The sequence below is a fragment of the Chryseobacterium viscerum genome, assembly GCF_002899945.2.
Lineage (GTDB): Bacteria > Bacteroidota > Bacteroidia > Flavobacteriales > Weeksellaceae > Chryseobacterium > Chryseobacterium viscerum.
The window spans coordinates 87,698-114,254 of the sequence record NZ_PPEG02000013.1; the positions used below are offsets into that span (position 1 = coordinate 87,698).

Sequence of the window (26,557 nt, forward strand, 5' to 3'; positions counted from 1 at the left end):
AATTATAGGGAAAAATTAACTCCAAAATTAAACGTCAGCGGTAGCGGGTAGCCGAATGCCGGCGTTTCAGGATCTATTCCTGTAAAGCTTTTCGATTTTATCGTCCAAAGATTCTGAACACTTGCATACATCCTGAAATTAGCAATATTATAATGCTCCGTTAAAGATTTCGGAAAGGTATAGCCCAACTGTAAAACCCTCAGCTTCAGATAACTTCCGCTTTCCACATAATACGATGAGAATCTGGATTCTGCATTGCTGTCCACTGTTGTAAGCGCAGGAATATCCGAATTGGGGTTCTGCGGAGACCATGCATTCAGCAGCCTTGTCCCTTTATTGGAACCTACATCATCCACGCTCCAGAAATCAGTCTGGTATTTTTTTGAATTGATGACATCTACATCACTGATGCCCTGCCAGAATGTTGAAAGATCAAAGTTTTTATAGGAAAAGTTGAGGTTGATACCATACATAAATCCCGGATTCGGATTGCCAATCCACGTTCTATCTTTATCGTCAATTATTCCATCACCGTTTAAATCTGCATAGCGGATTCTTCCCAAGCCTTTACCTGACTGGCTTGCAGAATGATCCACCTCCGCCTGAGTCCTGAAAAGCCCGTCGGCAACATACCCGTACATTGAGTTAACAGAACGTCCCAGAATATTATCCGTAGTTCCGTTTCCACCATAATTGTTGATAACGGATTGAGGAAGTGCAGTAATTTTGTTGCGGTTCATTGAGATGTTCCCTGAAACTTCGTAGCGGAAACCACCTGCAGTTTCATTCTGATAGGATAATGCAACTTCAATCCCTTTATTCTCCATAGATGCACCATTAATCCATCGATCTCCTCCTTCTCCGATCACCCCAAGATAAGGCGGTAATACCAGGATGTCTTTTGTTGCTTTTTTATAAACATCAACACTACCTGTCAGTTTTTGATTAAAGAATCCGAAATCCAGACCGAGATTGGTTTGTGTGGTGGTTTCCCATCTCAGGTCGTCATTTTTTGTCTGAGTTGCAATAAATCCTGATGGCAGTAAGCCGCTTCCGACACCGGAAATATCGTAAGCCGTACCGTAAGATGTTGCCCACGTTGGATTTCCTCCTGCATAGTTTGCTATATACAGTGAATACACCGCCGAATTGCTGATTTCCTGGTTCCCGGTCTGTCCCCAACCTGCTCTTAATCGCAAATCTGAGAAGAATGGAATCAGCTGTTCTGCAAAATGTTCTTTATTGATTCTCCATCCTGCCGAGAATGCAGGGAAAGTTCCGAAACGGTTATTTTTACCGAATCTTGAAGACCCGTCATAACGCATTGTTGCAGAGAAAAGGTAACGGTTGTCATAGTCGTAAGAGAATTTCCCGAAGTAGGACAACAGGCTGTAATAGGTGGAGCTTCCACCGTTGAAAGCATCTCCTGTTCCCGCATCGGGATACATATAATCCGGTGTTTCTATCAGGAATCCTTCTTTTCTCAGCCAGGTATTTTTAAACGTATCCTTGTACATTTCCATTCCGCCCAACACATCAAAATGGTGTTTTCCTGCTTTTGCGGTGTATTGTGCGGTATTGGACCAGGTCCATTTCTCGGTGTCTGACTGGTCGATGTTCACTGCATTGGTTTTGTTTTGCAGATACCCCGAAACATAGCTTCTCTGTAGCATTCTTTTGTAATAATTAGAAAGATCTATTCCGAAGCTTGATTTTAAGGTCAAATTTTTAACAGGCTGTAATTCGGCATAAACATTTCCAAAGAATCTTTGGTATTGGTAGCCATTGTCTTTATTGTATTCCAAAAGTCTGACAGGGTTTTGTCTGTCATTCATTCCGCCAACTGGTCCGCCCCACCCGATTCCGTCTACAGTATGAACCGGAATGATGGGCAAAGCACGTAAAGCAGGATCCAGAACGCCAGGATCCATCAGCTCATTGGTTTTATTGAAGGTGAAATTTTCCCCGATTTTCAGCTTTCCGTCGAAAAAGTTATACGAGGTATTGACACGGGCAGACAGTCTTTTGAAATTGGTAAGTTTTACAATTCCATCATTGTCATAATATCCCAGAGAGAAGTAGTAAGAACCCTTTTCTGAAGCACTCGAAGCAGAAAAATCCAGCGAATTGGCAACCCCAGTCTGCGAAACCTCATCGTACCAGTTGGTATTGGCTGACTTAATGGTTTTTCCCGCATCCAGATATTCCGGAACATAGCTGTTGTATAAAGTCGGAATACCGTTCTGCACCCCCCAGTCAAAACTGTAGCTCAGATTGTTATTATTCGGGTTCAGCCCGTCATTGATATTGGCCTGCCAAAGTACCTGTCCGAATTGTTTTGCATTCAGAACTTCTGTTTTCTTTGCATATTGTGAATATGCCGTATAATAATTGAGGTCGATTCTCATCTTCCCTTTTTTTCCTTTTTTGGTGGTGATAATGATCACACCATTGGCAGCCCTGGAACCGTAGATACTTGCCGAAGAAGCATCTTTCAGCACCTGCATTGTTTCGATATCACTTGGATTAAGCTCGTGCATTCCGGCTTTTGTGGGAACACCGTCTATTACATACAGCGGATCTGTATTGTTCAGCGTTCCAACCCCGCGAATCAGCACTTTTGTATTACTGCCGGAAGGAGATCCATCGGCTGTAATGTTAACACCCGCTACCCTTCCCTGCAAAGATTTGATCGGATTGGGTTCGGTCTGCTTGTTCAGGTCTTTCATATCTACCACAGAAACAGCACCGGTAATATCTGCTTTTTTCTGCTTGGTATATCCGGTTACGATCACCTCATCTATGCTTTTTATTTTCTCTGCAGCTAAAACGATGTTAAGAACTGTTTTTTCATCCACCACCACTTCACGGGTGGAATAATCCGGATACGTGAAAACTAAAGTGTTTCCTTTTTGCAGGTCATTGATCTGAAATGCACCGCTGCTGTCTGTAGTGGTATTGGCTCCGGTTTCCGAAACGGTTACGATAACTCCGCTTAACGGTTTCTGATTTGAGGAAACTACTTTACCTTTAATGATTTCCTGCGCAAATACATACGAAAAAGGCAGAAGGCAAAAGGCGATGGCTATTTTGTATTTCTTCATACTATAGTTTTTATTTGATATTAATCTGATGAGCAGTGAAGTTCACGGTACTTCCTTTGGTATCTGTGGATAAGCTCAGCTCCGAAAAGCTTTCATTAGGGAAGAAGATTTCGGTCATTACCTTTTCACCGTCATTGAAGAAAATTTCGATGGAAGTTTTATCCAATACAATTTTGAACGTTGCATTTTGGTGGTTTTTTGCTAATGGTGCTTTTGAAATCCTGTCTGCAAAATTGTTCTTAAAATCGGTTTTCCCGGATTGGGTACGGTCAATAAACAGTTCCTGCTTGTTATTATCAATTCCGAAAATCACACGTTCTCCCAATGAATTTTTCAAAGCAAAAGTGTAAACTCCTTTGGTCATTTTCTGGAAATCAACATCGATAACTGCTTTGGAAAGATCTATTTCTCCTTTGCTGATGAGTTTTTTATCCGAAACAAGCTTAACTTCTTTTGTAACGGCCTTTCCTTCGTAATTTTTAAGCTGGGAAACGGGAATGTTTTTCAGAGTATAGCCTTCTTTGGTCCTTTTCAATGTTACTTCACGGGGAATAGTGGAACTTCCTCTCCATTTTCCTGTAGGCACATCCTGTGAATAGTCCCAGTTTGACATCCAGCCTATTATTACTCTTTTGTGATCCGGAACGTTATCAAAAGAGACACTCGCATAATTATCGCGTCCCCAATCCAGCCATACTACTTTTTCTTTTTTAAGCTGTTTTGTAAAAAGATCATCCATTTTAAAGGTTTTTCCGTCAAAATCTCCTACAAAATACTGGGCAGCAGAACCTCCATTCGGTCCACCCGGATTGATGTTAACGATAAGCACCCATTTTTCTTCATTGGTTCCTTCTACCTTTATCGGGAAGAGATCCGGACATTCCCAAACCCCACCGTGTCCGCCGAAATCTTTACCAAATTCAGAAAGGAAGGTCCAGTCTTTCAGGTTTTTTGAGGCATAAAAATGCTGCCTGTCCTGTACCGCCAATCCCATTACCCACTGTTTTCTTTTGGCATCCCAAAACACTTTCGGATCCCGGAAATCTTTGATCCCCGGATTTTTCAATACCGGATTGTTACTGTATTTGGTCCAGGTTTTTCCATGATCCAAAGAATAAGCGATTGCCTGAGACTGCGTATCAATTTCTCCGGCTTTTTCTTTCTTCATATCGTGGTATGTAAAAATTGCTACTATAGGAATATTCTTGCCATCACCAAACCCGGATGTATTATCCTTATCCACAACTGCACTTCCTGAGAATATTGCTCCCTTCTCGTCATAGGCAATAGCAGGATCCAGTTGTTCCCATTTTATAAGATCTTTACTAATGGCGTGCCCCCAATGCATCCTGCCAAAATCCGGCACACTCTGAAATGGTGTATACTGGAAAAATAAATGATAAGTTCCGTTGAGATAAAACAGTCCGTTCGGATCATTCATCCAGCCTTTTTGAGGCGTAAAGTGATAGTTAGGTCTGTAAAGTTGTTCTTCAGGCGTTTTCGAATCTGACTGTGCGTTGAGCCCGGAATAAAACGTGGAAGCGATGATTAAAGTTGATATGATTTTCTTCATTATGATTATTTAATAGGAATTTTTTGAATTATTTAAAAACACATTATTCAATTTATTGCGGTGTTCTCCGCCATGATTATATTGATTTGCCCCTCTATTTCGTCAGTGTTTTGCTTAATTTTTCCAGTGATATACCCTTTGTTTCAGGCATCATAAACATCACGAATAATAATTGGAATACCATTGCAACAGTAAAGACTAAAAACACGGTCCCTGCTCCGATAGTAGAAAACAATGTAGGAATCAGTGATGGAATGATCGCTGCCAGAAGCCAGTGTGTAGAACTTCCGAAAGCCTGCCCCGATGCCCGCAGATGATTCGGAAAAATCTCCGAAATAAATACCCAAATCACGGTTCCCTGACCAATAGCGTGAGAAGCAATGAAGAGGAACAGGAAAATTGGAATCGCCAATCCCGACCAATGGAAATAAAACGCCATAGAAACCAATCCCAGAGAAATGATATACCCTACGGAACCCAAATACATCAGTGTTCTTCTCCCCACTTTATCAATCAGATTGACTCCAACCAAAGTGAAAACCATATTCACAACACCAATCCCAATACTGCTGAGCAGTGCTGTTTTCTCGCCCAAACCTGCTTCACCAAAAATCCTTGGTGCGTAATACAAAAATGCGTTGATCCCGGACATCTGATTGAAGAAGGCTACGAGAAAAGCCAACATCAAAGGAAAACGATATTTTTTCATAAAGATATTTTCCTTTGGCGATTCGGCGTGGTCATCTTCCATCTGAGTGATCAAGGTGTCTGAATCCTGATCCGGACTCAGGATTTTCATTACTTTTTTCGCTTCTTCTATTCTGGAATGGGAAACCAGCCATCTCGGGCTTTCCGGAATGGTAAGCACACATAATGTATAAATAGCTGCGGGAATTGCCTGTACACCAAGCATCCATCTCCAGTCGTTGTCGCCAATACCGCTTAATAAATAATTTGACAGAAATGCAATTAAAATCCCCAGAACAATATTGAACTGATACAGGGAAACCATTTTGCCACGGTCTTTTGCAGGCGCAATCTCTGATATATATGCCGGTGCAGCAATTGTAGAAGCACCAACACCTAAACCGCCCATAAACCTGAAAAATGCAAACAGATAAGGATCATTGGAAAGTGCCGTTCCTATGGCAGAAAACGCATATAAGACACCAATGATCAAGAGTGTTTTTTTTCTTCCTAATGTATTGGTCGGGATTCCGCCGAAAATAGCCCCTATTACGGTACCCCATAAGGCCATCCCCATCACAACCGCTCCGTGAAACGCATCTGAGCTGTTCCAGAGTGTCTGCAATTTTTTGTCTGCGCCTGAAATCACAACTACATCAAATCCGAAAAGAAATCCTGCCAAAGCTGCCGTGATAGACCACATAAGAATTTTATTCATCTGTTAAAATATTTATTTGTTTGTGGCTAATATATCCCGGGGCGGCAATCCGAAGGTTTAATTATGTAACTAAATATTTCAGCAAGGTTAATTATTTGTTAAATAAAATTAATCAACTGAAAATCAATAATTTATTAAAAATTAATTTTATTACTATTTTATCAGGTTACAAACATGTAACATGGTTTTATAAAAATGTTACGTGCATTTTGGTGTATTCAAAATTCAGGAACAAGTAGTGTTATGAAAATGTTAACCGAAAAACGAATCAAGGTGTATGGTATTTGAGTCAGAAACTTTTAGGAACTTCATATAGGGGTAATCCGTACTATGTACAAGTACGATCATCAATCATGCGGAAGCTCTTTACTCGTCCGAATGAAGGTGCATTGTTGAAAAAGTGTCATAAAAAAAGCAGCAGTTTGATGTGCTGCTGCTGAATATGGTACATAGTAGATGTGAAAATTAATCTTACCTATAGATTTGTTATTACACTATTACATTCAAATAGGTGATCATTTGATTGTATGTTTTTATCACTCTTTCCCTGCCGATTTTCTAAACACATTCGGGGATATGCCAAACTTATTTTTAAAAACAGTGGAGAAATAATTCGGGGAAGAAAACCCGGTTTTGTATGCAATCTCTGAAATCGTCAGTTCAGGATTTTGCAGCATTGATTTGGCCTGTTCCAGACGGAAATTGTTGATATAATCGCTCACGTTCACATCAAACATTGCTTTTATCTTTCTATAAAGCTGAATTCTGGAAATATTGAGCAGGTCTGCAAGATTTTCTACTGAAAAATCGGGATTGTCGATATTGGTTTTGATCAGTTGATTCAGATTGTTCACAAAGGTTTGCTCTATGCTTCCAAACGACTTGCTGTCTGCAATCCTGCCAATATTGTTTGTATAGTAATAACGCAGTTTTTCGCGGTTGTAAAGCAGCGCACGCAGCGACTGTATCAGAATGGGATAACTGAAAGGTTTTGTGAGATAAAGGTCAACCCCGGATTTCAGACCTTGCAGGTACGATTCTTTATTGTCCAAAGCAGTCAGAAGAATGACCGGAATATGTGATGTCCGAAGGTCGTTTTTTAGGATTTCACAGATTTCAAAACCGTTTTTGTCCGGAAGATTGACGTCGCAGACGATAATATCCGGAATTTCACTCAAAGCCTTATCGATTGCATCCGTACCGTCAGAAACCATTACCTCAAACTCATTTTTAAGCTTTTTGCTTAAAAAGAAGGACAGATCTGAATTATCTTCGACCAAAAGCAGCGAATAACGTTCCCTATCAGATTCATGCATTTGGGTAATAGTCTCACCTTCAAATCCAGTAAAAACAGCATCGTTTACAAAGCTTTCTGCATCTGCGAGACTGGGTTCTTTTACCATCTGGTCTTCGTTGAAATGTTTGTTTCCTTTATAAAGACTAATGATAAACTCCGTTCCCTGAAAAGAGCTCACTTCTATCTTCCCAAGATGAAGCTGAATGAACTGCTTGCTAAGATGAAGCCCAATTCCTGAACTGTTTTTTCGGTTGTTGGAACCTTTGAAATACGCTTCGAAGACATTGATAATCTCTTTTTCGGGGATGCCGATTCCATTATCTTTAAATCTGATGACCGCCTGATTGCCATTTTCCTGAATCGTAATTTCAATTTTTCCGTTATCTGGTGTAAATTTGAAAGCATTGGACAAAAGGTTGAAATAGACTTTATCCATCAGGTTTCGGTCGATATAAAGCTCAAGATTTTTATTTTGTGAATGAATTTCGAATTTGATATTTCTTTTCTTAGCTTCATTTTCAAAATCACGAAAAACGGCATAAGTAAAATCGTAAATATTCGTCTTGGAAACTCTTAGGTTAAAAGTTTGATTTTCTATTTTTCTAAAATCCAGTAAGTTATCCACCAGTCGTAATAATCGGTTGGAATTTTTATTGATCAGCTCCAACTCGTAGGATGGTTTTGTACCTTTAGTTTTACCGGAATCCATCAAAGATTCCAATGAACTGAGAATAAGCGTGATGGGCGTTTTAAATTCATGAGATAATCCCGTGAAAAAATTAACCCTCGCTTCATTGCTGTCTTTCAATTCATTGGCGATGGTTTCAATCTGGTTTCTTTGGATTGTAATTCTCTCGTTGGTAAGTGTAAGCTGCTTATTTTTTATCTTAATCGCATAAATAAGGTAAATCGAATAGGCAACCAGACAAAACATCAATACCAACAATATGATAGACCATCGGAACAATTCTTTTTGTGAAGAGTAAAGCTCGATCTGCTTTTTAACCGCCTGTACCTGATTTTCTATAACACCCTGCTGTTCGATGATTTTATCAAACTGATTGCGCATAATTTCCGCATTCATCCGGTCAATGATCGTTGTGCTGAGCTTAATTCGTTTCGGCACAGCAACACCATTATGAATCTTAATCGCAGTCTCTATGGCTTCTGCTCCACCAGTCGGATACAATAAAGTGGCGCTCAGCTTTCCGTCCAGAACCATTTGTATTCCTCCATCTTTTGTATTCAGTCCGTCAACACCGATAAATTTGATTTGTTTTTCCAAACCTATATTCCGTGCAACCTGCCACGCATTGGTGGCAAGCTCGTCATTAAAAGCAAAAACGTACAGACTTTGATTTCCCAAGGAATCCAGCGTTCTCCTGAAAGCGTCTGCCGGAAGACCTTTAAATGTTTTTATCAGATCTGTGTTGGGATTGTTTTTGATAATTTCCTGAAAGCCCAGACTTCTTTCTATGGTTGGGGAAGATTGGTCATCACCTTTTATTTCGATTATTTTTTTATAATTTTTGGAATCTGAAAGAATATAATTGGCCGCTTCTTTACCAATCTCCAGGTTATCGGCGCCTATGTAGGTCGTATATTTTTCTGAATTGATCTTCCTGTCGAGCAAAATAACGGGAATATTTTTGGCTGCCGCTTTTTCCACCACAGGAACCACTGATTCGGGATCAATGGGTGAGATGATAATCACATCCACCCTACGATCGATCATTTTTTGTATATCTTTAACCTGTTTTTTAACAGAACTTTCTGCTTTTTGTATATTGAGATCTACTTCGGAATGTAGCGATGCCTGTATCTCCATAGAATGATTCATTGCCAGTCTCCACGGATGATTTCCCAGACCTTGTGAAAATCCGATACTAATTTTGTCAGAAGTTTTCTGAGATTCTTTACAAGAAAAAAAAACTAGGAAAAAAAGAAGAAATAACATTCTATAAGCCTTAGGAAAACCGAAAACTTTTAAAAATTTCATTGTTAACATATTAACACAATATTAATAAAGATGTTGCAGACAAGCAATTTTTAATGATAGTATTTTACATTAAATCTGCTCTATTGATTATGTGTATATATTTTTAATAATTTCCAATTTTATACTTGCCTTAACAATAAAAGCTGATTTGGGTAACTTCAGCTCCTGTAATAAAAATTGTATTTATTTATTGCTCATTCTTTGCCTATAATTATATTGCGGGTACAGCTCCGATTTGAGTCAGTAAACCAAGCAAATCAGGTTGTCCTACTTCTTCTATGATCTTGTTTTCATAAAAACGGTAAAAATTCATTGCACTAACTGCGATCGGTTTTCCGGTCGCGGGTACTCCAAAAAAAGTTCCTTTATGAGTTCCTTTCATGGTAAACCTAACTGCTACTTTATCATTCTCAGTGATCATTTCTTCATTACTCCACTCAATATGCGGAAAGCCCCTGCGCATCATTCCGATAATCGTCAAATAAACTTTAGGACCCTGCAATGGGTCAGCCTGAAAAGGACAAAGCCAAAGTGGAAGAAAATGAAAGATTGTTTGATTATCATCAGAAAAAAAATACGGAAGTAAATACACTCTTCAAAAGAAAATTAATGATAAAATTGATTGACAAGAGCGAGAAAGCCCAAGAGGAATACAGGGCAAGAATGCTATGTACGGCACCACCCAAAAAGGGACTATTCTCTATGCCAAATCTACAAGTCCCAACGCAGGAGTGAGTGGTGACAAAACCACAAACATTAATTCGGAGGGATACTATTATTTTTACGGGAATTTTTGGATAAAGTTTGGTACTCTGTCAGGGCAAACTCCGGATACTAGCATCTACAAAGACGATGGAAGACTCAAAGCAAACCGTAATGCGAATCTGAACGGCTACAATATTGGATTTACAGGTAATGGAAATGTAGGTATAGGTACATCAACACCAACAGAAAAATTACAAGTGTTGTGCAATGTAGCCGCATCTGGAAATGGTAAATTCTCGCAAAAACTAAGAGTAGGATCCAATTATGTAGGCGTAACACTTGCTGTTGACAATAACGATGCGAGCCAACCCATAATGGCTATTTCCGGCACTGGTGCGAACAGACGTATAACGGTATTGGATAAAGGGAATACAGGAATAAGCACTCAAGCACCATCTGAAAAGTTAGATGTAGAAGGCAATGCAAGATTCAGGAGTGTGCCTGCAGGTAATATGTCTTCTACAGATGATTATGTAGCCATTTCAAGCAATGGTACATTAAAAAAGGTGGTTGTAAACTTGCCAACTCTCGGCTTATATGCCGATACTATTGGATCTGCAGGTCACCCTTCAAACGGTAATTTATATAATCTAAATTTTGATAATATACAAAGAAGATATGGAAATTTCATCGCTACGTCAGCATACCAGAATACATTTGTAGCCGCAAAATATGGGCTCTATACTGTGGAAGCATGGGTCTTATTCAGCAATGTTCCCCAGGACACTAATAACTTAACCAGGGGGATATAGCATACAAGTTGACTCCAATGGAACCGCTGTCCAAATACAGGGAGACTGGTGGCGAGGGGACTTCCGCTCTTATTAAAACCGTTATTCTTAACGCAAATGAGACTGTATCAGTATATACACGCTGCAATAGAAACAATGATCTACAGTATTTCACAGGCCCTGGCTCAACTATAATGATCACTTATACACCACTTTAATAACAGAGATAATTTGCCCATAGTTTACTGTGAAAAAAAATTAGAAATTCTGCTACTATAATTTTTTTGCTAATAAGGATATCTTTACAACTTTATGCTTTCCAATCTGGATTCTATACATCATTTATAAAATGGTGACTTTTATAAACCAATAATGAAATTCTCCTAGAATATATTGTTTCTGAAAGCAGGACATAAAAGCAAAATGAAAAATAAACTAGTGGTTTTTTGCAAATTTTTTGATTGTTTACTAATTGGAATAATGCTATATTTTTAATTATCATTAATGGGAGATGATAATTTTAGATAATATTGTTGCTTATGAAGAGCCATCACAGCTGATATAAATTTTATATATATAATTCTACATCAATTAATTATGTTTATATTTTTCTAACAAAACAATTAAGACCAACTACCTCTTAGTTGGTCTTAATTGTTAATAAAAATTTAAATTATATATTTCGAAATACCCAGAAAGAGTTAAATCTGGATTGGCATTTTATATCTGTCAGCTATCTTTTTTTATATTGCCGTGAGAGAAACTCTCTACTCGACTCCAAAAAACATCCCGTTTTTAGAAGCAGCTCCAACCAAGCAAAATTATCCGGCACCTGCACCAATATCCAATATTTTACTATTATGCTATCTCGCAAGATATTCGGCCGCCAGCCTGGCAACAGCAATGGGCGTCCAGTGACGGCTTGCTAATTCCTTTATATGATTGGGATAAAGTTCATTAAAAATACTGTCTTTAAAATCAATGCTTAATAAGCTTTTCAAATATCATTGGGTAAGTTTAATATATTCTTCACCTGTTAAAAATTCACTGGTGCAAATTTCTGTTGAAACACTCAAGAACCAATAGCTGTAAGGATCTGTATTAATATGGGAGGGTTTTTTGTTCAACATAGTATTCACCTCTATAATTTTACAATCACAAGGCGAAATAAGGGAAAACGTTTTGTTGATTCCATAAACAGCACCCCACGAAACTGTTTCTGTTATTATGTTTTCTTCAACATTGAATTCAACCAGGTCAATTTCTCCTATTTCTTTCTGGGCGAAATCAGTAATACCTATGCAAAAATCATATAAGCCAATTTTTCTCAGCCATAAATGGTTTTTTGTATAATAAAGGTTTTTAGGAGTTAACATATGAATTCAATTTTTGTTTTTTTATGAAAGGTGTTCTTACGATAATCGCTTTGACAGGTTTATTTCTGATATTGATAAAAATTTCATTACCTACATTAGAGTACTTTGTGGCGATATATCCCATACCGATCGATTTTTTTAATGTCGGTGACATGGTGCCGGAAGTAACAACTCCAATAACCTCGTGATTTGTATTGCAAATTTCGTAACCATGCCTGGCAATGCCCTTATCTTTTATTTCAAAACCTACCAGTTTTTTAGTTACATTCTTTTCTTTCTGAATTTTTAAAAACCCACTGTGAACAAAGTCCTTTGTGAATTTTGTAATCCAGCTCAATCCGGCTTCTAATGGTGAAGTAAAATCATCAATATCATTTCCATATAAACAAAAGCCCATCTCCAGACGAAGTGTATCCCTCGCAGCTAATCCAACAGGCTCTATATTTTCCTCCCTTCCAGCCTCAAAAATGGCTTCCCAAAGATGGGCTGCATATCTGTTTTCTATATATATTTCAAATCCTCCAGCTCCAGTATATCCTGTAGCAGATACCAAAACATTTGGAATATGGGCCAACTCACCTATGGTGAATGTGTAATATTCCATATCCGTCAAATTGATATCCGTCAACTTCTGTAAAACGTCTACCGATTTTGGTCCCTGAACAGCCAATAAAGAAATAGAGTCTGAAATATTGGTAATTTCTGCACCAAAAGAATTATTGGTAAGCATCCAGTTCAGGTCTTTTTGTATATTGCATGCATTAACAACCAACAGATAATCATCCTGCTGAATCATATACACCAGAAGATCATCCACTATTCCACCTTTATCATTAGACATACAGCTATACTGTACTTTTCCGGGAATAAGTTTTGATACATCATTGGAGGTAATTTTCTGAATTAACTGCACAGCTCCTTTCCCCTGTATTGAGATCTCTCCCATATGAGAAACATCAAAAACCCCTACTCCATTTCTTACGGTTTCATGTTCATGGTTGACGCCTTTATATTGAACAGGCATTTCATACCCTGCAAAATTCATCATTTTCCCACCAAGAATATGATGTATCGCGTTGAAAGCCGTTTTCTTAATTTTTACAGTTTCCATATTGTCCTACAAACCAATTAGTGAGGCATAAGCACCAGATCTCAGCAGACTTTCAGTATCAAAAATATTGTCAATTTTAATTTTGATCATCCATCCATCTCCATAGGGATCGTTATTCACCAATTCAGGATTGGTTATCAGTTTTTGATTGATTTCCAGTACTTTTCCGGCAATAGGCAGAAAGAGGTCTGATACTGTCTTAACCGCTTCAACGGCTCCAAATACTTCATGTTGCTTTAAAACTTCCCAAAGGGTCTCGATTTCAACATACACAATATCGCCTAATTCATTCTGGGCAAAATCGGTAATTCCAATATATGCTGCATCATTTTCTAATCTTACCCATTCATGGTCCTCTGTATACAAGAGGTTTTCAGGAATTTTCATTTTTATTGTTCTTTATTTAATTTATTTTGCACAATAGGACCTCCATTAATAATTTCTTGACTGGCAGAAGACTCAAAATCTTTAAAATTCTCTGCAAAACGGGTCGCAAGGACCAAAGCTTTTTCATCATATTTACGCTGGTCTGTCCAGGTATTTTTGGGATTTAAGATTTCTGACGGTACTCCATCACATTGTAAAGGCATATGAAGTCCAAAAACAGCATCTCTTATAAAATCTGCATTTTCTAATTTATTTTCCAATACAGCGGTTATCATTGATCTCGTGTAAGCCAATTTTATGCGTTCTCCTGTTCCGTAGGCTCCTCCAGACCAACCTGTATTAATAAGCCATACGTTAACCTTGTTATCTTTCAGTTTTTTTCCCAGCAGTTCAGCATATTTCATAGGATGAAGAGGGAGAAAAGGCCTCCCAAAACATGCTGAAAATGTAGTCTGTGGCTCGGTAATTCCAGCTTCAGTTCCTGCAACTTTCGCCGTATATCCTGAAATAAAATGATACATCGCCTGACCCACCGTTAATTTTGAGATAGGAGGCAATACTCCAAACGCATCACAGGTTAGAAAAAAAATATTATTGGGTATTCTCCCAATAGATGGATGTACTGCATTTTCTATAAATTCAATTGGATATGCTGCTCTTGTATTCTCTGTTACAGAAACGTTTTCATAGTCTACAACGTCAGTCCCTTCCAGAAAACGAACATTCTCAAGTAATGTTCCATAACGTATGGCAGAAAATATTTGAGGTTCTTTTTCTCTACTCAGACCATAACACTTTGCATAACACCCGCCTTCAAAATTAAAAACATGATCATCATCCCATCCATGCTCATCATCTCCAATCAGTTTTCTGGACTGATCTGCGGAAAGTGTCGTTTTCCCTGTTCCAGACAGTCCAAAAAATACAGCGGTGTCCCCTTCTGTTCCGATATTAGCTGAACAGTGCATCGAAAGTACATTCTTCTCATGAGGGAGTATATAATTCAATACTGTGAAAATTGCTTTTTTCATCTCACCCGTATAAGCACTTCCTCCGATAAGAATCACTTTTTTTGTAAAATTGATAATCGTAAAATTATGTTGGCGAGTCTTGTCCATCTTTGGATCAGCATTAAACTCGGGAGCTGCAAGGATAAGCCATTCATGATCAAATGTTCCCAACTCCTTTTCACTCGGGTTCAAAAACAGATTATTCGCGAATAAACTCTGCCATGGGTTTTCTGTAATAACCCTTATATTAAGGCGATATTGTGATTTTGCACAGGCATAAACATCCTTAATATAGATATCCTTATGTGAGAGATGATCGGTAACACGTTCATATAGCTTGGCAAAATCTTCTGGTAAAAAAGGGTGATTAAATTCTCCCCACCAGACTGAATCTGCGGTTTTTTCATCATTAACAATATATTTGTCTTTCGGAGAACGTCCTGTAAACTCACCAGTGTCGCAGGCCAGTGCCCCTGATCTGGCTATAATACCCTCATCATTTCTTAAAGTCTGGGATATTAACTGAGGTTCTGATAAATTCCAAAAAACTTCTTTAGCAGATACAATGCCTATATTTTTCAAATGTTCAATATGCTCCATCTCAAAATCAGTATTATTATTCCAGCAAAAGTAAACTGTTTATTAAGAATTTATAATGATCTATCTCTCTTTAAAGTTTGATTTAAGTCAAGTTTCACTTAGCTTAAAATAGTGTATTTTTGTAGTAAGCTATGATCTCAAAATTTATTTTCAATAACCAATATCTCTTTGACGAGCTTCCCCAGTATGATAAGGAGATGCTCAAAGCAACAATGCAAAATAAGAATTACCGTAAAAGCGAAGCTATTTTTACTGATGGAACGATGCCCAGAGGTATCTTTTACTTAAAAACAGGTAAAGTGAAGAAATACAAAGTGGATAATGATGGAAGGGAACAGATTATTTATATTTATAATACCGGAGAATTTTTTGGCTACCCTGCTATATTAAGTAATGAATCGTACGGAGATACAACACAGGCTATCGAAAATTCAGTCATTGCCTTTATATCAAAAGAGGATTTTTTAAAGATTCTTGATCAATCAGTTGTATTTTCAAGACTGCTTTTAAAAAGTTTGAGTCATGAGTTCAGTGTAATGGCCAATCTGATGGCTGTTCTTTCCCAACGTACAGTAAGGGAACGTGTAGCACTCAGCCTGCTGATCCTACACAAAAAATATAAATCAAATGTTACTGAAGAAAGCGTATACATTGCTCTTTCAAGGACTGACTTAGCAAATATGGTGGGAACAGCCAATGAAACATTAGCACGCATCCTTCATAATTTCAGGCAGGATGATCTTATTTTAATGGATGGACGAAAAATAAAGCTTTTAGATATTAAAGAGCTAACCCGTATTGCTAATCTGCATTAAGCTTTTCTGAATGTAGGATAGATATACTTGACTTCTGTCCAATTTTTTTATCCTTTGTGGCTTCGAAATCTTTTTATATCATTTAAAAAATTAAATACTAATGTTCAGGCATAAAGGTAAAGGGCGTACCTATTCTCATAATCTAAAGTTAGCATCTATTCTATCTTCTGTGGCAGGAATGGTAAATATTACAGGCGTGCTGGCTGTAGATACATTGACCACTAATGTTACGGGACACTTCGCATTTTTTTCAGAACAGCTGTTTTTAGAAAACTATCAGATGGCTTTCATCTATTTATTTTATATAATTTTCTTTTTATTAGGAGCTTTTATTTCAGGATTAGTTATCGAATGGGCCTCTAAATACAGATTACAAACCTCCTATACCATTCCTATATCAATTGAAGCGATTATCTTAATTATGACAGCTTTTGTTCCTATTTTACTACTCAAAGGCAACTTTTCAATGTCAATAATTATTTCTTTTGCGCTGCTTTTTGCTATGGGATTGCAAAATGCCCTGGTAACGAAAGTATCCCAATCTGTTGTAAGAACTACCCATCTTACCGGACTCTTCACAGATTTGGGTATAGAACTGTCGCAGCTCTTCTTTTCCTATGAAAAAAAGGAAAAAATAAGATTGTATAAAAGTATTTTTTTAAAACTAATGATTATTAGTTGCTTCTTTTTAGGAGGTATTATCGGTGGTTTCACTTTCCAGCATTTCGAACTGAAAACACTACTGATTCCAACAGGTCTTTTAATAATTGCTCTTTGGTATGACCAGATTCTATTCAGGTATTATCATCTGAAAAGAAGTTTCAGACAACATGATTAAATATACTAAAAACTTCTCTGAAATAAAATATTAAATAATAGTTATTAGATGATCAAAAAATTATTTAAATGTGCTTTGTTTTAAAATACCTATAATTAAATCATGCAAAACAAACACTATTAGTGTTCCCTAAACTCTTTTATACATTACCTAAGTTACCTTCACTTTTAGTACCATATTTTTGGTAAAATATAATTTAGCAATGAACTTACACCTATTTTTCAAACAAAATTACATACTCATTTTTCTATATTTTTAGATCGACTAGACATTAAATTTTGATATTCTTATATTGTTAAATTTCCTAAAGCCTACTGCCTACTCTGAGTATCGTAAGATTTACTCATTAATAATTAGCAGTAATTTCTCAACTTAGAATAATTTCCCTAAGAGTAATTTTTTATTTTCTGATTTTTTTTCTTTACAAGATAATTTCCGCGAATATATGTATTAACTCGAATCCTTTACTATACATTGAGGTTTAGAAAATTTAAACTTTTTAGAGCTAATTCTTCTGCATTGTAAGGTGATTTCTGCCAAAGAGAAACCATCTGCTGCATACCGGGAATTGATGATGAAAAATTCTCTAAAATCAAATTTCCTTCAAAATCTATTTCTTTCAAGGCTTTAAAAAATTCTTCCCAATTGATAGTCCCTTCGCCCAACATACCGCGATGGGATTCTGTGATGTGGATATGTTTTAATTTTTTTCCGGCAAGGATTATTGGATCATAAAAATTATTTTCTTCAATATTCATATGAAACGTATCGAGGTGAAGAAACAAATTATCTTTCCCTGTTTGTTTAATTAAATTAAGGACATTTTCTGCCGTATTGCAAACATAAGATTCATAACGGTTGATAGGTTCAATTCCTATATTCACGCATTTTTCTTTGGCATAATCTGCAACTTTGTTCCAAACTTCCACAATGATTTCAGCTTCATTTTTGGTTAAAGGATTTCCAGAGAATGCGCCAATTCCGCCATGTAGAACGCCACCTAAAAAATCAGTTTCTAGTTCTGAAGTTTTATCGATTGCCTGTTTGATCAATTTCTCTGCAACTTCAGGATAAAAAGCAATGTGTGCTTCTTTGGGGAGATTTAGAGAGCAGACGACATCCAGATTATTATCTTTCAATTGCTGCTTTATTTCCTTTGAATTGAATTCCATCGAGGTTGGCAAAAGGATTTCAATTAAATCAAAACCTGCTTCTGCCGTTTTCTCTATCGCATATTTTCCTGCTTCCGGATTCCAGTTGGGTGTTATCCAGGATAATAATGAGGCTCCAAATTTTACTTTCATTTTTTTTATTTTTAAATTTTTATTAGAAGATCCACCATTCTGTTCTCACCCCAAAGTAAGTTCCAAATCTTTTAGAACCAGATTGCTGTAAAAATGGAGAATACAAACTATTCTTCGCCTCATCATTATACCTTGAAACTTCAGCAATGAAACGGATATGCGGTCTTTCCCAGACACTTCTTTCTGCTGTCGGAACAATTGTAGGGGCTAAAACCAATTTCGTCATCGAAGCTGAATTTTGATTTCCGTCTTTCCTCAATGCAAAATGAAATTCTGAAAGAATATGAAACCAATTATTAAAATAATAAGTAGCTCTTAAACCTGTATTAAATTCTGATTTTTTATTAAAAATTTCTCTTTGATAATAATCGATTGCTTTATTATCACTATTTGACCCACCTTTACTCATTGTAAAAACACTATAAGCATTGACTGACCATTTATTAGAAAGATTTAACAAAATATGCTCAACTGCTGTTAAAGAATAAGCATCTTTGTAGGTTTTTGTCACTTCGTTCGGAGCTCCGTAAGTTCGCCAGGCCTGAGTATTTCCGCTGTCACCGCCATTAGCAATTCCACTTCCGTATCTTACTGATATTTGATTAAATGAACCCGCAATTTTTGTTTTTAAATTCGTATTTAATTTAGCTCCAAAAACCCAACCTTTATCGGATGGATAATGTTCCATCGAGTTTTCCCCTGATTTATCTAGGTTATGGAACTCCGCGAGAAGTTTCAGTTTATGAATATTATTTTTGAATGGAATAATCTGTTCCAAAACAAAAACCTCACGCTGTCTGTAGATCAGATTCTTTTTTCCACTAATGATATTGGTATAAGAATAAGGTGTTGAATTACTTACTGCTGTATCAATTGCCGCAGGGAAAAACATAGAGAATCTGGTATTTTTATGTCTCAAGCCCCAACCCGTTGCCGAATGGTCATCGAAATAAAAATAATCTGCAATATGCACATCGTCATATCTCAGCCAACGCGATCCTGCCCATACATCCCAATCGCTTCCCATAATATTTCTGGCTTCCACAAAAGCTTCTGGTAAGGCGATGATCATTCCCTGATTTGATTTTGAATCTACGTTTCCAATAAAAGTGCCGCCAGAATAGAAACTCAGTCTCGCCTGCATATCAATCTTAGTTGATTTTACACTGTCTCCATTTAACACCGGAGCGAAATGAAAAGCTGGTAAAAAATCCACATAATCACCCTGATCCATTCTTCCACCAAGCGAACCCTGATTATTAAGATTCAGTTGTCTTCCTGTTTTTCCGTCAGCATTTGGAGAATATCCAGCACCAATTCTTCCAGTTGTCCCGAATGAAAAATCTTTATTAGTAATTATAATTTGTGCGTAAGAAACCTTGCTAATGATCAATAAAAACCAAAAGCTATATTTAAAAACATTTAAGTTTTTCATCTTATTTAAGTGTCTTTGGCTTGTAGAATTTCAAAGCAAATAATAGAATAACAGCGTAACAAATGATTGGAAGGAGATAAGCGTGCGCAATATCTTTCTCAGCAATTTTTCCCATCAAAGGTGGAAAAATAGCACCTCCGAACATTGCCATTACAAGGAATGACGAAGCTTGTGGAACTTTGCTGCCTAATCTTTTGAGTCCAAGGCTAAAAATCGTAGGATACATTACGCTCAGAAATAGATTCAATAATATCAAACTCATAAAAGATACCCAACCGAAACTTTGCGAGATAATCAAACATAAAACAATATTACAAGCCGTGAAAATTGCAAGAAGCTTATTCGGGGCGATGAACTTCATCAAAAATGTTCCCACGAAACGTCCTATCATCATCATTGCCATACTTAATGAGAAATAATAAGAAGCCTGAATCTCTGGAAGGTTCATTTTTTCCACACCATAATTGATGAAATAAGCCCATGTTCCACCTTGCGCTGCGATATTGAAAAACTGGGCTATCACTGCAAATATAAAATGCCTCTGCTTGTAAAGTGGTGCGTGAGGGTCTGAGACATCAGCTTCTACTCCTTTTTCACTATCTGAAATTTGAATTTCTCCCGCGTGAGTATCTTTCAGACTTGGGACTTTAATAAAAGAAAAAATAATCGTTATCGTCAAAATGACAATGCCAATCCAGGTGTAAAGATTTTTAACGGAATCTAATGAATTATCCTCCAAACCAGATCTTCCGAAGATGAAAAAACCACCCAAAAGCGGCCCTATAATCGCACCCAAACCATTGAAAGACTGAGCGAAATTTACTCTTTGATCACTCGTTTTCTCATTTCCTAAAGCTGCAACAAAAGGATGTGCAACAGTTTCCAAAGTTGCCATTCCCATCGCCAAAACAAAAAGTGCAATTCTGAAAAAATTAAATGATATTTGATTTGCTGCTGGAATGAAAAGAAATGACCCAAGTGCAAAAAGCGACAATCCTAAGATCACACCCAATTTATAGCCAAATCTCTTCATAAATAATCCAGCGGGAATTCCCATCAATGCATAAGCTCCAAAGATTGAAAGCTGTACTAGGCCGGATTCTGACTTAGATATTTTGAGTACATTTTGAAAATGTTTGTTCAGCACATCACCCATCGTCAAGGCAATCGCCCAAAAGAAAAATAACGAAATAACAAAAGCCAGTACGACATAGTATTTCTTCTCTGTAAATTTTGTAGTGTTCATAGTCTTGTTTTTAGATCGTTTTACTGTAATGTTCTTCACGAAATGACTTGAATTCTTCGAAAGTATAATCTGGACAAGCGCCTGATTTTGATGTAATGAAAGCACCTAAAGCAACGGCTTGTTTCATAATCTTGTCAGGAGTTTTCCTTTGAAATTTTTTAGATAAGAATCCAGCAAGAAAAGAATCTCCGCTTCCTACTGTATCTTTGATTTCTATGGAAATGGCAGAGAATGTATAGCTTTCATCTCCGACAAAATATCTTGCACCTTTACTTCCTTTCGTAAGAACGATTTCATCCAGATCAAAATGATTTTGAAGATATTTGATACTGCTGTCTTCATCGATATATTCCTTATCCAAAAATTCGATGATCTGCCTCAGTTCAGCTTTATTCATTTTTACTAAATCAGCTTTACTCAATAATGTTTTCACCAAATCAAAATCGATAAAAGGCGGACGGAAATTCACATCAAAAACTGTGAATTTTGCAAACTCTATCAATTGTAGTAATGTGTTTCTTGATTCTTCATTTCTTGCAATCAGACTTCCAAAAACGAAGGCTTGAGCATTTTCTACAAGTGCGCGATGTTCAAGAGAAATCTCAATATGATCCCAAGCTACGTCATTTACAATGTCATAATGCGCTTCTCCTTGTTCGTCAAAACTGGCAATAACAGTTCCAGTAGGTTTTTCGCTATCAATTTGGATATAATCGGTGGAAATGTTCCAGCTCTTGATTTGTTTGAGAAGATCAGCTCCTAACGTATCGTTTCCGATTTTAGTGATCATTTTCACTTCCACCTCCATTTTGTCTAAGTTGTATGCAACATTGAATGGGGCTCCGCCAGCTCGGGTTTCAGTGGGAAAAATGTCCCAAAGAACTTCTCCGAAACATACTGCGTAAAAATTTTTATTTGTATCCATTTTAAGTTAAACGTTTAACCTTTTAAAAAAAATATTATATAGTTGAATTTTGAATGACAAGTTCTCCTGACAAAGTTATTTTCTTCGCAACAGAAGAATATTGATTAATCTGCATATCCAATAATTTTACTGCTTCATCTGCCATATCCACCAGAGGTTGTTTTATGTAAGTAATACTACAAGGAAATAACTGATATGCATCTGTCTCATCAAATGCTACAACCGAAACATCTTGCGGAACGGTGATGTTATTTTTCAACAAATAGGAAAGCCCCGCCACAGCGAGCTTATTACTTGAAAAGAAGAGTGCAGTATTAGTAGGATTCGCCCCTAGAACCTCTATGAGTTTGAACTGAATTTCCTCTGTGATATTTTCTAAACTAACCAAAATATTCTTGGTTGAAATCATTTTTCCTGACTCAGCAATTGTTGATTCGAAACCATTTTGGCGATCCAAAAGATGTGGTAATTTCGTATCATAACCAATGTAGATTATTTGATCAAAATCTTTTTCTATCAAAAAATTGGTCGTGCTTTCCGTAATTTCTCTATTATTTAAAATAATGGCAGGAATGTTGATTCCTTTCAGATATCTGTCAATGGTCACCAATGGATAATTTTTTTCTACCAATTTTTGCAGGATTACTTCTGAACCTGTGACTGGCGCTACAATCATACCGTCTACTTGCTGCTGAGAGAAAAGTTCTACCAACTTCGCAAATTTATCCGGATTTTCGTCTGAACTTCCAATGATCAAAGTATATCCCAATTTTAAAGATTTGTCTTCCAAATGTCTTGCAATGCTGGAATAAAAGTCGTTGGAAATATCAGCAACGATCAAGCCTAATAATTTCGTTTTATTATTCTGAAGGCTCTTTGCAATTCTATTTGGAACATAGTTAATCGTTTCAGCAATTTCAAAAATTTTTTTCTTTGTTTCTTCACTGATTCTTTGTCCGTCCTTCTTATTAAGCACATAAGATACTGTTGCAACTGAAACTCCGGCAATTCTGGCAATATCTTTAATTGAAGCTCTTTTCATTGGTTTGATTTACAAATGCAAAGTATTTAATAATAAATTTAATAAACAATAGTGATTTTTTATTCTTCAATTCAAAAAAAAGTGTAATTTGGAAAATTTTAAAATCTACGATTTTAAAATTTTAAGCACTCAATATCAATAAATTATATTTTTATAAAAAAAATAATTTATCTCAATATTAACGAATCATCTTACTGAAATTATATTCAAGTTAAACGTTTAACTTGAAATATGTGAATAAATTTTTACTAACTGTATTTTAAAAATTAAGACGAAATGATAATTGAACACAAAAATCTGTAACTTTAATTGATACTGTTTTTGGAAAAAGATCAAACGATTGAAAGAACGCAAATCTGTAGACCTTTATATCAGAGGGTAAGTTCTTTTTCATTGGATCTAGAATGAGAGTACGTTCAAGATATGCTAATAGCGTTGAATAATTAATATATCACAAACTTGCGTAGATAAATCTATTACAAATTAATTTTTTAAAGTCACACAATAAATCCGGTAATGATCACAGAATATAAAAAGAACTCTTATTGCGAATCGACGAAAGAATATTCTATACCCTAATTCAATATTCTCACTGATTTATTTTTAAAATGTTTATTATAACATTTTATTTTATTAAGTACTCTTTCGACTGAAGTAAGAGTTTGTTTACTTTTGAATTAGTAATCACTAATGTCATAATAATTTACATGATCATATTTTGGGAATGCTTATCTTGTAATTTAAACTGATCCTAAAGCATTAAATTTCAAAAATCTGGATGTGCTGTATAATAATAAGCGTCCTCACAAATCATTACAATATCTAACACCAAGTGGTTTTTTATTGAAATATGGAAAACTTGCCCACGCCAAGGCCAACGAGTTTCCCAAATTCCAACAAGATTTCAAATGTTCAATATATCGGGGGGAGGTTAAAATTATTAATCAAAAACTCTACTTTTGAGTTTCCCTAAAGTGGGTGAAATTACAATATTCCCAACATGTATCTGTTTAAAATCTATTTTATTTTTTGAGGCAAACAAACTCTCTACAACCAACAGCTTATAATAAAAAGCAAAGATAAATAGTTTGGAAAAGGAAATGTTTAAGACCATATAAAAATTTCCTTTCGATAGAATCAATGTGTTTATTAGAATAGTTTTTTTAATAATTTCGAAATACTTTATAATTCAAATTCATTATTAGTAATTGATTGAATTATAAATTCCAATCTATTCTATAATCCTGATGGTGCTGCTGCACTACCTGTATTTGCTCCACCCAAATTTGCTGTCACATCTGAAAGTGTTTTAACTTGTGAATTATTAAGAATAAGACAATAGATTGTCCATGTTCCATTATTAGCTGACGCTCCTCCATTATAGTCTGCAGTCAGTCTCCAACTTCCTCCAGTACCTACAACTGCATTAACATTGACAGGATTGTAGGTATTTGCAGTAAGGCTCGAAATAAATTGTTCACTGAAACTGCTTCCTACTACCACTACCGTGTAATCAGTTGAAGAGATGTTTGTATTAAAGTCGCTTATCCAATCTTTATTAACATTGCTTATTACATATTTAACATAATTAAGAGGCTTTGTGTTTGTTGATGTACCAGCTACCATTACTTCTCCAGTACTATTGTCCCTTACTAATGTTGATACAGAAGAAGCGGATGTAGAGCTTACTGTTCCAATTCTTAGTTTACCATTAACATCCAGCTTTTGTGCTGGAGAATTGGTTCCTATTCCAATTCTGTCATTATTCGCATCAACACTAAAAGTATTATTGTCGAAATTTATTGCATCAATACCAGTTCCAGTCACTGTAAGTCTATTTGTCGCTGTAACTCCTGAAATAGAAGTAGCTTCAGTAAGAGTACCTCCCAATTTTACATTGTTCCCTGACATTGTAAGTCCGTTATTAGCACTGTAAACAGCGGATGTATTGGAATTAATGACTTTCTGCCAGATATTTCCGTCAAAATAATAATAGCCAGCTGCATTAATGTTGGCTGTTTTAGTAGTTGAGGCAGATACTGCAGATATAGCGTAAATCAAAGTTCCTGTCTGGTTTGAGCCGTACTGGAAATCAGCAGCCTTAATCTGGTCCCCTGTAAGTCTAGGAGCAATTAACCCTTCCGGTTGACTTCCGTCTAATGTTTTGGCCGTGACATCAAGAGTAGCCTTTGGAGTGGTATTATTAATCCCAACTTGTGAAAATGCAAGCCCTGTAAAAAGTAATCCTGCCATAAGAATAATTTTTTTTTCATTTTTTTGTATTTAAGATTGATATTGTAGAAATTTGAATATTCTTTGATATTGTTCAAAATTATTAATTTAAAAAGGTAATCCATAATATAAAACATAGATTAATGTCGAGAAATATAAAATACATACAAGGGTTATTGTATTGATACTTGATGTACCATTCTAATGTTTGAGATTAAATGCCATCATTCGATAAACATCACTGCTTACCATTAAATCATTAATAAAAGATATCAGTAATACACATATTTATATTTACAACAAAAAATAATTCACTTTTCTGAGCTACCTTCCTTCGTCAGTCTTTCTACAAAAACAGAAATTGATTCTTCCATGCGAGCCAATGCACTTTCCAGGTTTTTTTGTTTCACAAAATATCTCACCTGGCTATTGTTGGTAAACGAAAACTCAATAAATTCTGAAATTCTTTCCTTAGGAATACCTATACGGATAAAATCCTGATCATCTACCCTATCTCTAATCCATAAAATATCGTCCTGTAAGTCGTCATATTTATACCAGCGTTTCATCCTTCTTGCATCACCACTTATCAAATCATAGAGCGCCTGGATATCTAAAGTTCCTGTAACAGCCATAATAACAACCTGTTTCACTTCTGCGGGTTTGGGCCGCAGTTTGCCCACAGGTTGAGGAAGACCAACGGCATCCCGTACTTCTTTAGCTTTATCACCTTTTGTGAGCATTTTTGAATCTTTTCTCAGATCTCCGGAAAGTTTAAATATTTTAACCTCTTCTATGGCTTGCGGAATTTTTGTCATTCTGATATGTTGGTTATTTATATTTCCATCTAGAACCACCGTTATATTTAATCTCTCATATTTTTCCTTGACAAATCTTATCTTATCACCTGCTTTCCCCTCAATGGAGAATTGCCCCGAAAAATTACTATATACCTGTTGATTCTGGGTAATATTAATTACCAAAACTTGAGGGAGGAGAAAATCATCTTCATTAGTTATTTTTCCTGAGATGATCTGTTGTGAAAATAAATTTGAAAAGAAGAAAAGCATTATTGTCAGTAATAAAAACTTCATGAGGATATTTTTTAAAATATATAAAAACTATAAATTATTACTTTTAACTATCAGTAATTATTTGCTATTAACCCTGAAGACTTTCCCAATATGCATTATACTCAATTTGTTGACTTCCCCTTATTGAAGACTTTCCCTTTTGGTAAACTTCCCTGTTTTTCAGACCAATTAAAATTATTAAATTTAGTTTGTTAAACATTATGAAAAAGAGCAAATTTTCAGAACATCAGATTATCAATATTCTGAAAGAATATGAATCTGGGAAAGC

General features: G+C 36.1%; 20 protein-coding genes. 3 read left to right on the forward strand and 17 right to left on the reverse strand.

Translation table 11 applies throughout. From position 1 onward, the window contains the following. Nucleotides 1–2 precede the first annotated feature (2 nt). The 5 genes from C1634_RS24595 to C1634_RS24615 form a co-directional block, all read right to left on the reverse strand. Nucleotides 3–3,104, reverse strand: a complete 3,102-nt coding sequence (locus tag C1634_RS24595; RefSeq protein WP_103233200.1) for a SusC/RagA family TonB-linked outer membrane protein — start codon at nucleotides 3,102–3,104, stop codon at nucleotides 3–5. Nucleotides 3,105–3,114: 10 nt separating this feature from the next. Next, nucleotides 3,115–4,677, reverse strand: coding sequence for a glycoside hydrolase family 32 protein (locus C1634_RS24600; RefSeq protein ID WP_103233201.1), 1,563 nt, complete (start codon nucleotides 4,675–4,677; stop codon nucleotides 3,115–3,117). 94 nt (nucleotides 4,678–4,771) lie between these two features. Continuing rightward, a complete protein-coding gene (locus C1634_RS24605; RefSeq protein WP_103233202.1) occupies nucleotides 4,772–6,082 on the reverse strand; it encodes a sugar porter family MFS transporter in 1,311 nt (436 codons plus the stop codon). A 536-nt stretch (nucleotides 6,083–6,618) separates the two neighbouring features. Next, entirely contained in the window at nucleotides 6,619–9,378 is a 2,760-nt protein-coding gene (locus C1634_RS24610) for a substrate-binding domain-containing protein (protein ID WP_109739300.1), read from the reverse strand. Between the two features lie 211 nt (nucleotides 9,379–9,589). Beyond that, nucleotides 9,590–9,970 (reverse strand): ester cyclase, encoded by a 381-nt coding sequence (locus C1634_RS24615; RefSeq protein WP_228410160.1) that lies wholly within the window; start codon nucleotides 9,968–9,970, stop codon nucleotides 9,590–9,592. Nucleotides 9,971–10,046: 76 nt separating this feature from the next. On the opposite strand from C1634_RS24615, the gene C1634_RS24625 reads away from it, so the two are divergent. Continuing rightward, nucleotides 10,047–10,895, forward strand: coding sequence for a hypothetical protein (locus tag C1634_RS24625; RefSeq protein WP_123921573.1), 849 nt, complete (start codon nucleotides 10,047–10,049; stop codon nucleotides 10,893–10,895). A gap of 842 nt (nucleotides 10,896–11,737) precedes the next feature. Here the strand turns inward: C1634_RS24625 and C1634_RS26185 are convergent. The 5 genes from C1634_RS26185 to pckA are packed head-to-tail and all read right to left on the reverse strand — an operon-like array spanning nucleotide 11,738 to nucleotide 15,358. Continuing rightward, nucleotides 11,738–11,875: a hypothetical protein gene (locus C1634_RS26185; RefSeq protein WP_165835401.1), complete on the reverse strand. Its 138-nt coding sequence runs from the start codon at nucleotides 11,873–11,875 to the stop codon at nucleotides 11,738–11,740. Between the two features lie 3 nt (nucleotides 11,876–11,878). Beyond that, nucleotides 11,879–12,250 carry a glycine cleavage system protein H gene (locus C1634_RS24630; protein WP_103234657.1) on the reverse strand — a complete coding sequence of 124 codons (372 nt, stop codon included), beginning with the start codon at nucleotides 12,248–12,250 and terminating at the stop codon, nucleotides 11,879–11,881. Then, a complete protein-coding gene (gcvT, locus tag C1634_RS24635; protein WP_185145159.1) occupies nucleotides 12,237–13,361 on the reverse strand; it encodes a glycine cleavage system aminomethyltransferase GcvT in 1,125 nt (374 codons plus the stop codon). The genes C1634_RS24630 and gcvT overlap by 14 nt, the downstream gene beginning before the upstream one ends. Before the next feature lie 6 nt (nucleotides 13,362–13,367). Continuing rightward, nucleotides 13,368–13,748: a glycine cleavage system protein GcvH gene (gene gcvH / locus C1634_RS24640; RefSeq protein WP_103234656.1), complete on the reverse strand. Its 381-nt coding sequence runs from the start codon at nucleotides 13,746–13,748 to the stop codon at nucleotides 13,368–13,370. Nucleotides 13,749–13,750: 2 nt separating this feature from the next. Further along, entirely contained in the window at nucleotides 13,751–15,358 is a 1,608-nt protein-coding gene (gene pckA, locus C1634_RS24645) for a phosphoenolpyruvate carboxykinase (ATP) (RefSeq protein WP_103234655.1), read from the reverse strand. A 131-nt stretch (nucleotides 15,359–15,489) separates the two neighbouring features. Between pckA and C1634_RS24650 the strand changes: the two genes are divergently transcribed. Together C1634_RS24650 and C1634_RS24655 are read left to right on the forward strand one after the other, a co-directional pair. Continuing rightward, on the forward strand, nucleotides 15,490–16,173 hold the full coding sequence (locus C1634_RS24650) for a Crp/Fnr family transcriptional regulator (RefSeq protein ID WP_103234654.1): 684 nt from the start codon (nucleotides 15,490–15,492) through the stop codon (nucleotides 16,171–16,173). A gap of 100 nt (nucleotides 16,174–16,273) precedes the next feature. Beyond that, a complete protein-coding gene (locus C1634_RS24655; RefSeq protein WP_109739301.1) occupies nucleotides 16,274–17,011 on the forward strand; it encodes a YoaK family protein in 738 nt (245 codons plus the stop codon). A gap of 467 nt (nucleotides 17,012–17,478) precedes the next feature. Here the strand turns inward: C1634_RS24655 and C1634_RS24660 are convergent, their stop codons facing one another. The 7 genes from C1634_RS24660 to C1634_RS24690 form a co-directional block, all read right to left on the reverse strand. Further along, nucleotides 17,479–18,315, reverse strand: coding sequence for a sugar phosphate isomerase/epimerase family protein (locus tag C1634_RS24660; protein WP_103234893.1), 837 nt, complete (start codon nucleotides 18,313–18,315; stop codon nucleotides 17,479–17,481). A 22-nt stretch (nucleotides 18,316–18,337) separates the two neighbouring features. Continuing rightward, on the reverse strand, nucleotides 18,338–19,750 hold the full coding sequence (locus C1634_RS24665; RefSeq protein ID WP_109739302.1) for a carbohydrate porin: 1,413 nt from the start codon (nucleotides 19,748–19,750) through the stop codon (nucleotides 18,338–18,340). A 1-nt stretch (nucleotide 19,751) separates the two neighbouring features. Beyond that, a complete protein-coding gene (gene fucP / locus C1634_RS24670) occupies nucleotides 19,752–20,996 on the reverse strand; it encodes an L-fucose:H+ symporter permease (protein ID WP_109739303.1) in 1,245 nt (414 codons plus the stop codon). 10 nt (nucleotides 20,997–21,006) lie between these two features. Further along, nucleotides 21,007–21,921, reverse strand: coding sequence for a carbohydrate kinase family protein (locus C1634_RS24675; RefSeq protein ID WP_103234896.1), 915 nt, complete (start codon nucleotides 21,919–21,921; stop codon nucleotides 21,007–21,009). Nucleotides 21,922–21,955: 34 nt separating this feature from the next. Beyond that, complete coding sequence (locus tag C1634_RS24680; protein WP_109739304.1) at nucleotides 21,956–22,963, reverse strand: LacI family DNA-binding transcriptional regulator; 1,008 nt, start codon at nucleotides 22,961–22,963, stop codon at nucleotides 21,956–21,958. Nucleotides 22,964–24,199: 1,236 nt separating this feature from the next. Next, nucleotides 24,200–25,216, reverse strand: coding sequence for a hypothetical protein (locus C1634_RS24685; RefSeq protein WP_103235392.1), 1,017 nt, complete (start codon nucleotides 25,214–25,216; stop codon nucleotides 24,200–24,202). Between the two features lie 290 nt (nucleotides 25,217–25,506). Next, nucleotides 25,507–26,289: a hypothetical protein gene (locus C1634_RS24690; RefSeq protein WP_103235393.1), complete on the reverse strand. Its 783-nt coding sequence runs from the start codon at nucleotides 26,287–26,289 to the stop codon at nucleotides 25,507–25,509. Nucleotides 26,290–26,557 lie beyond the last annotated feature (268 nt).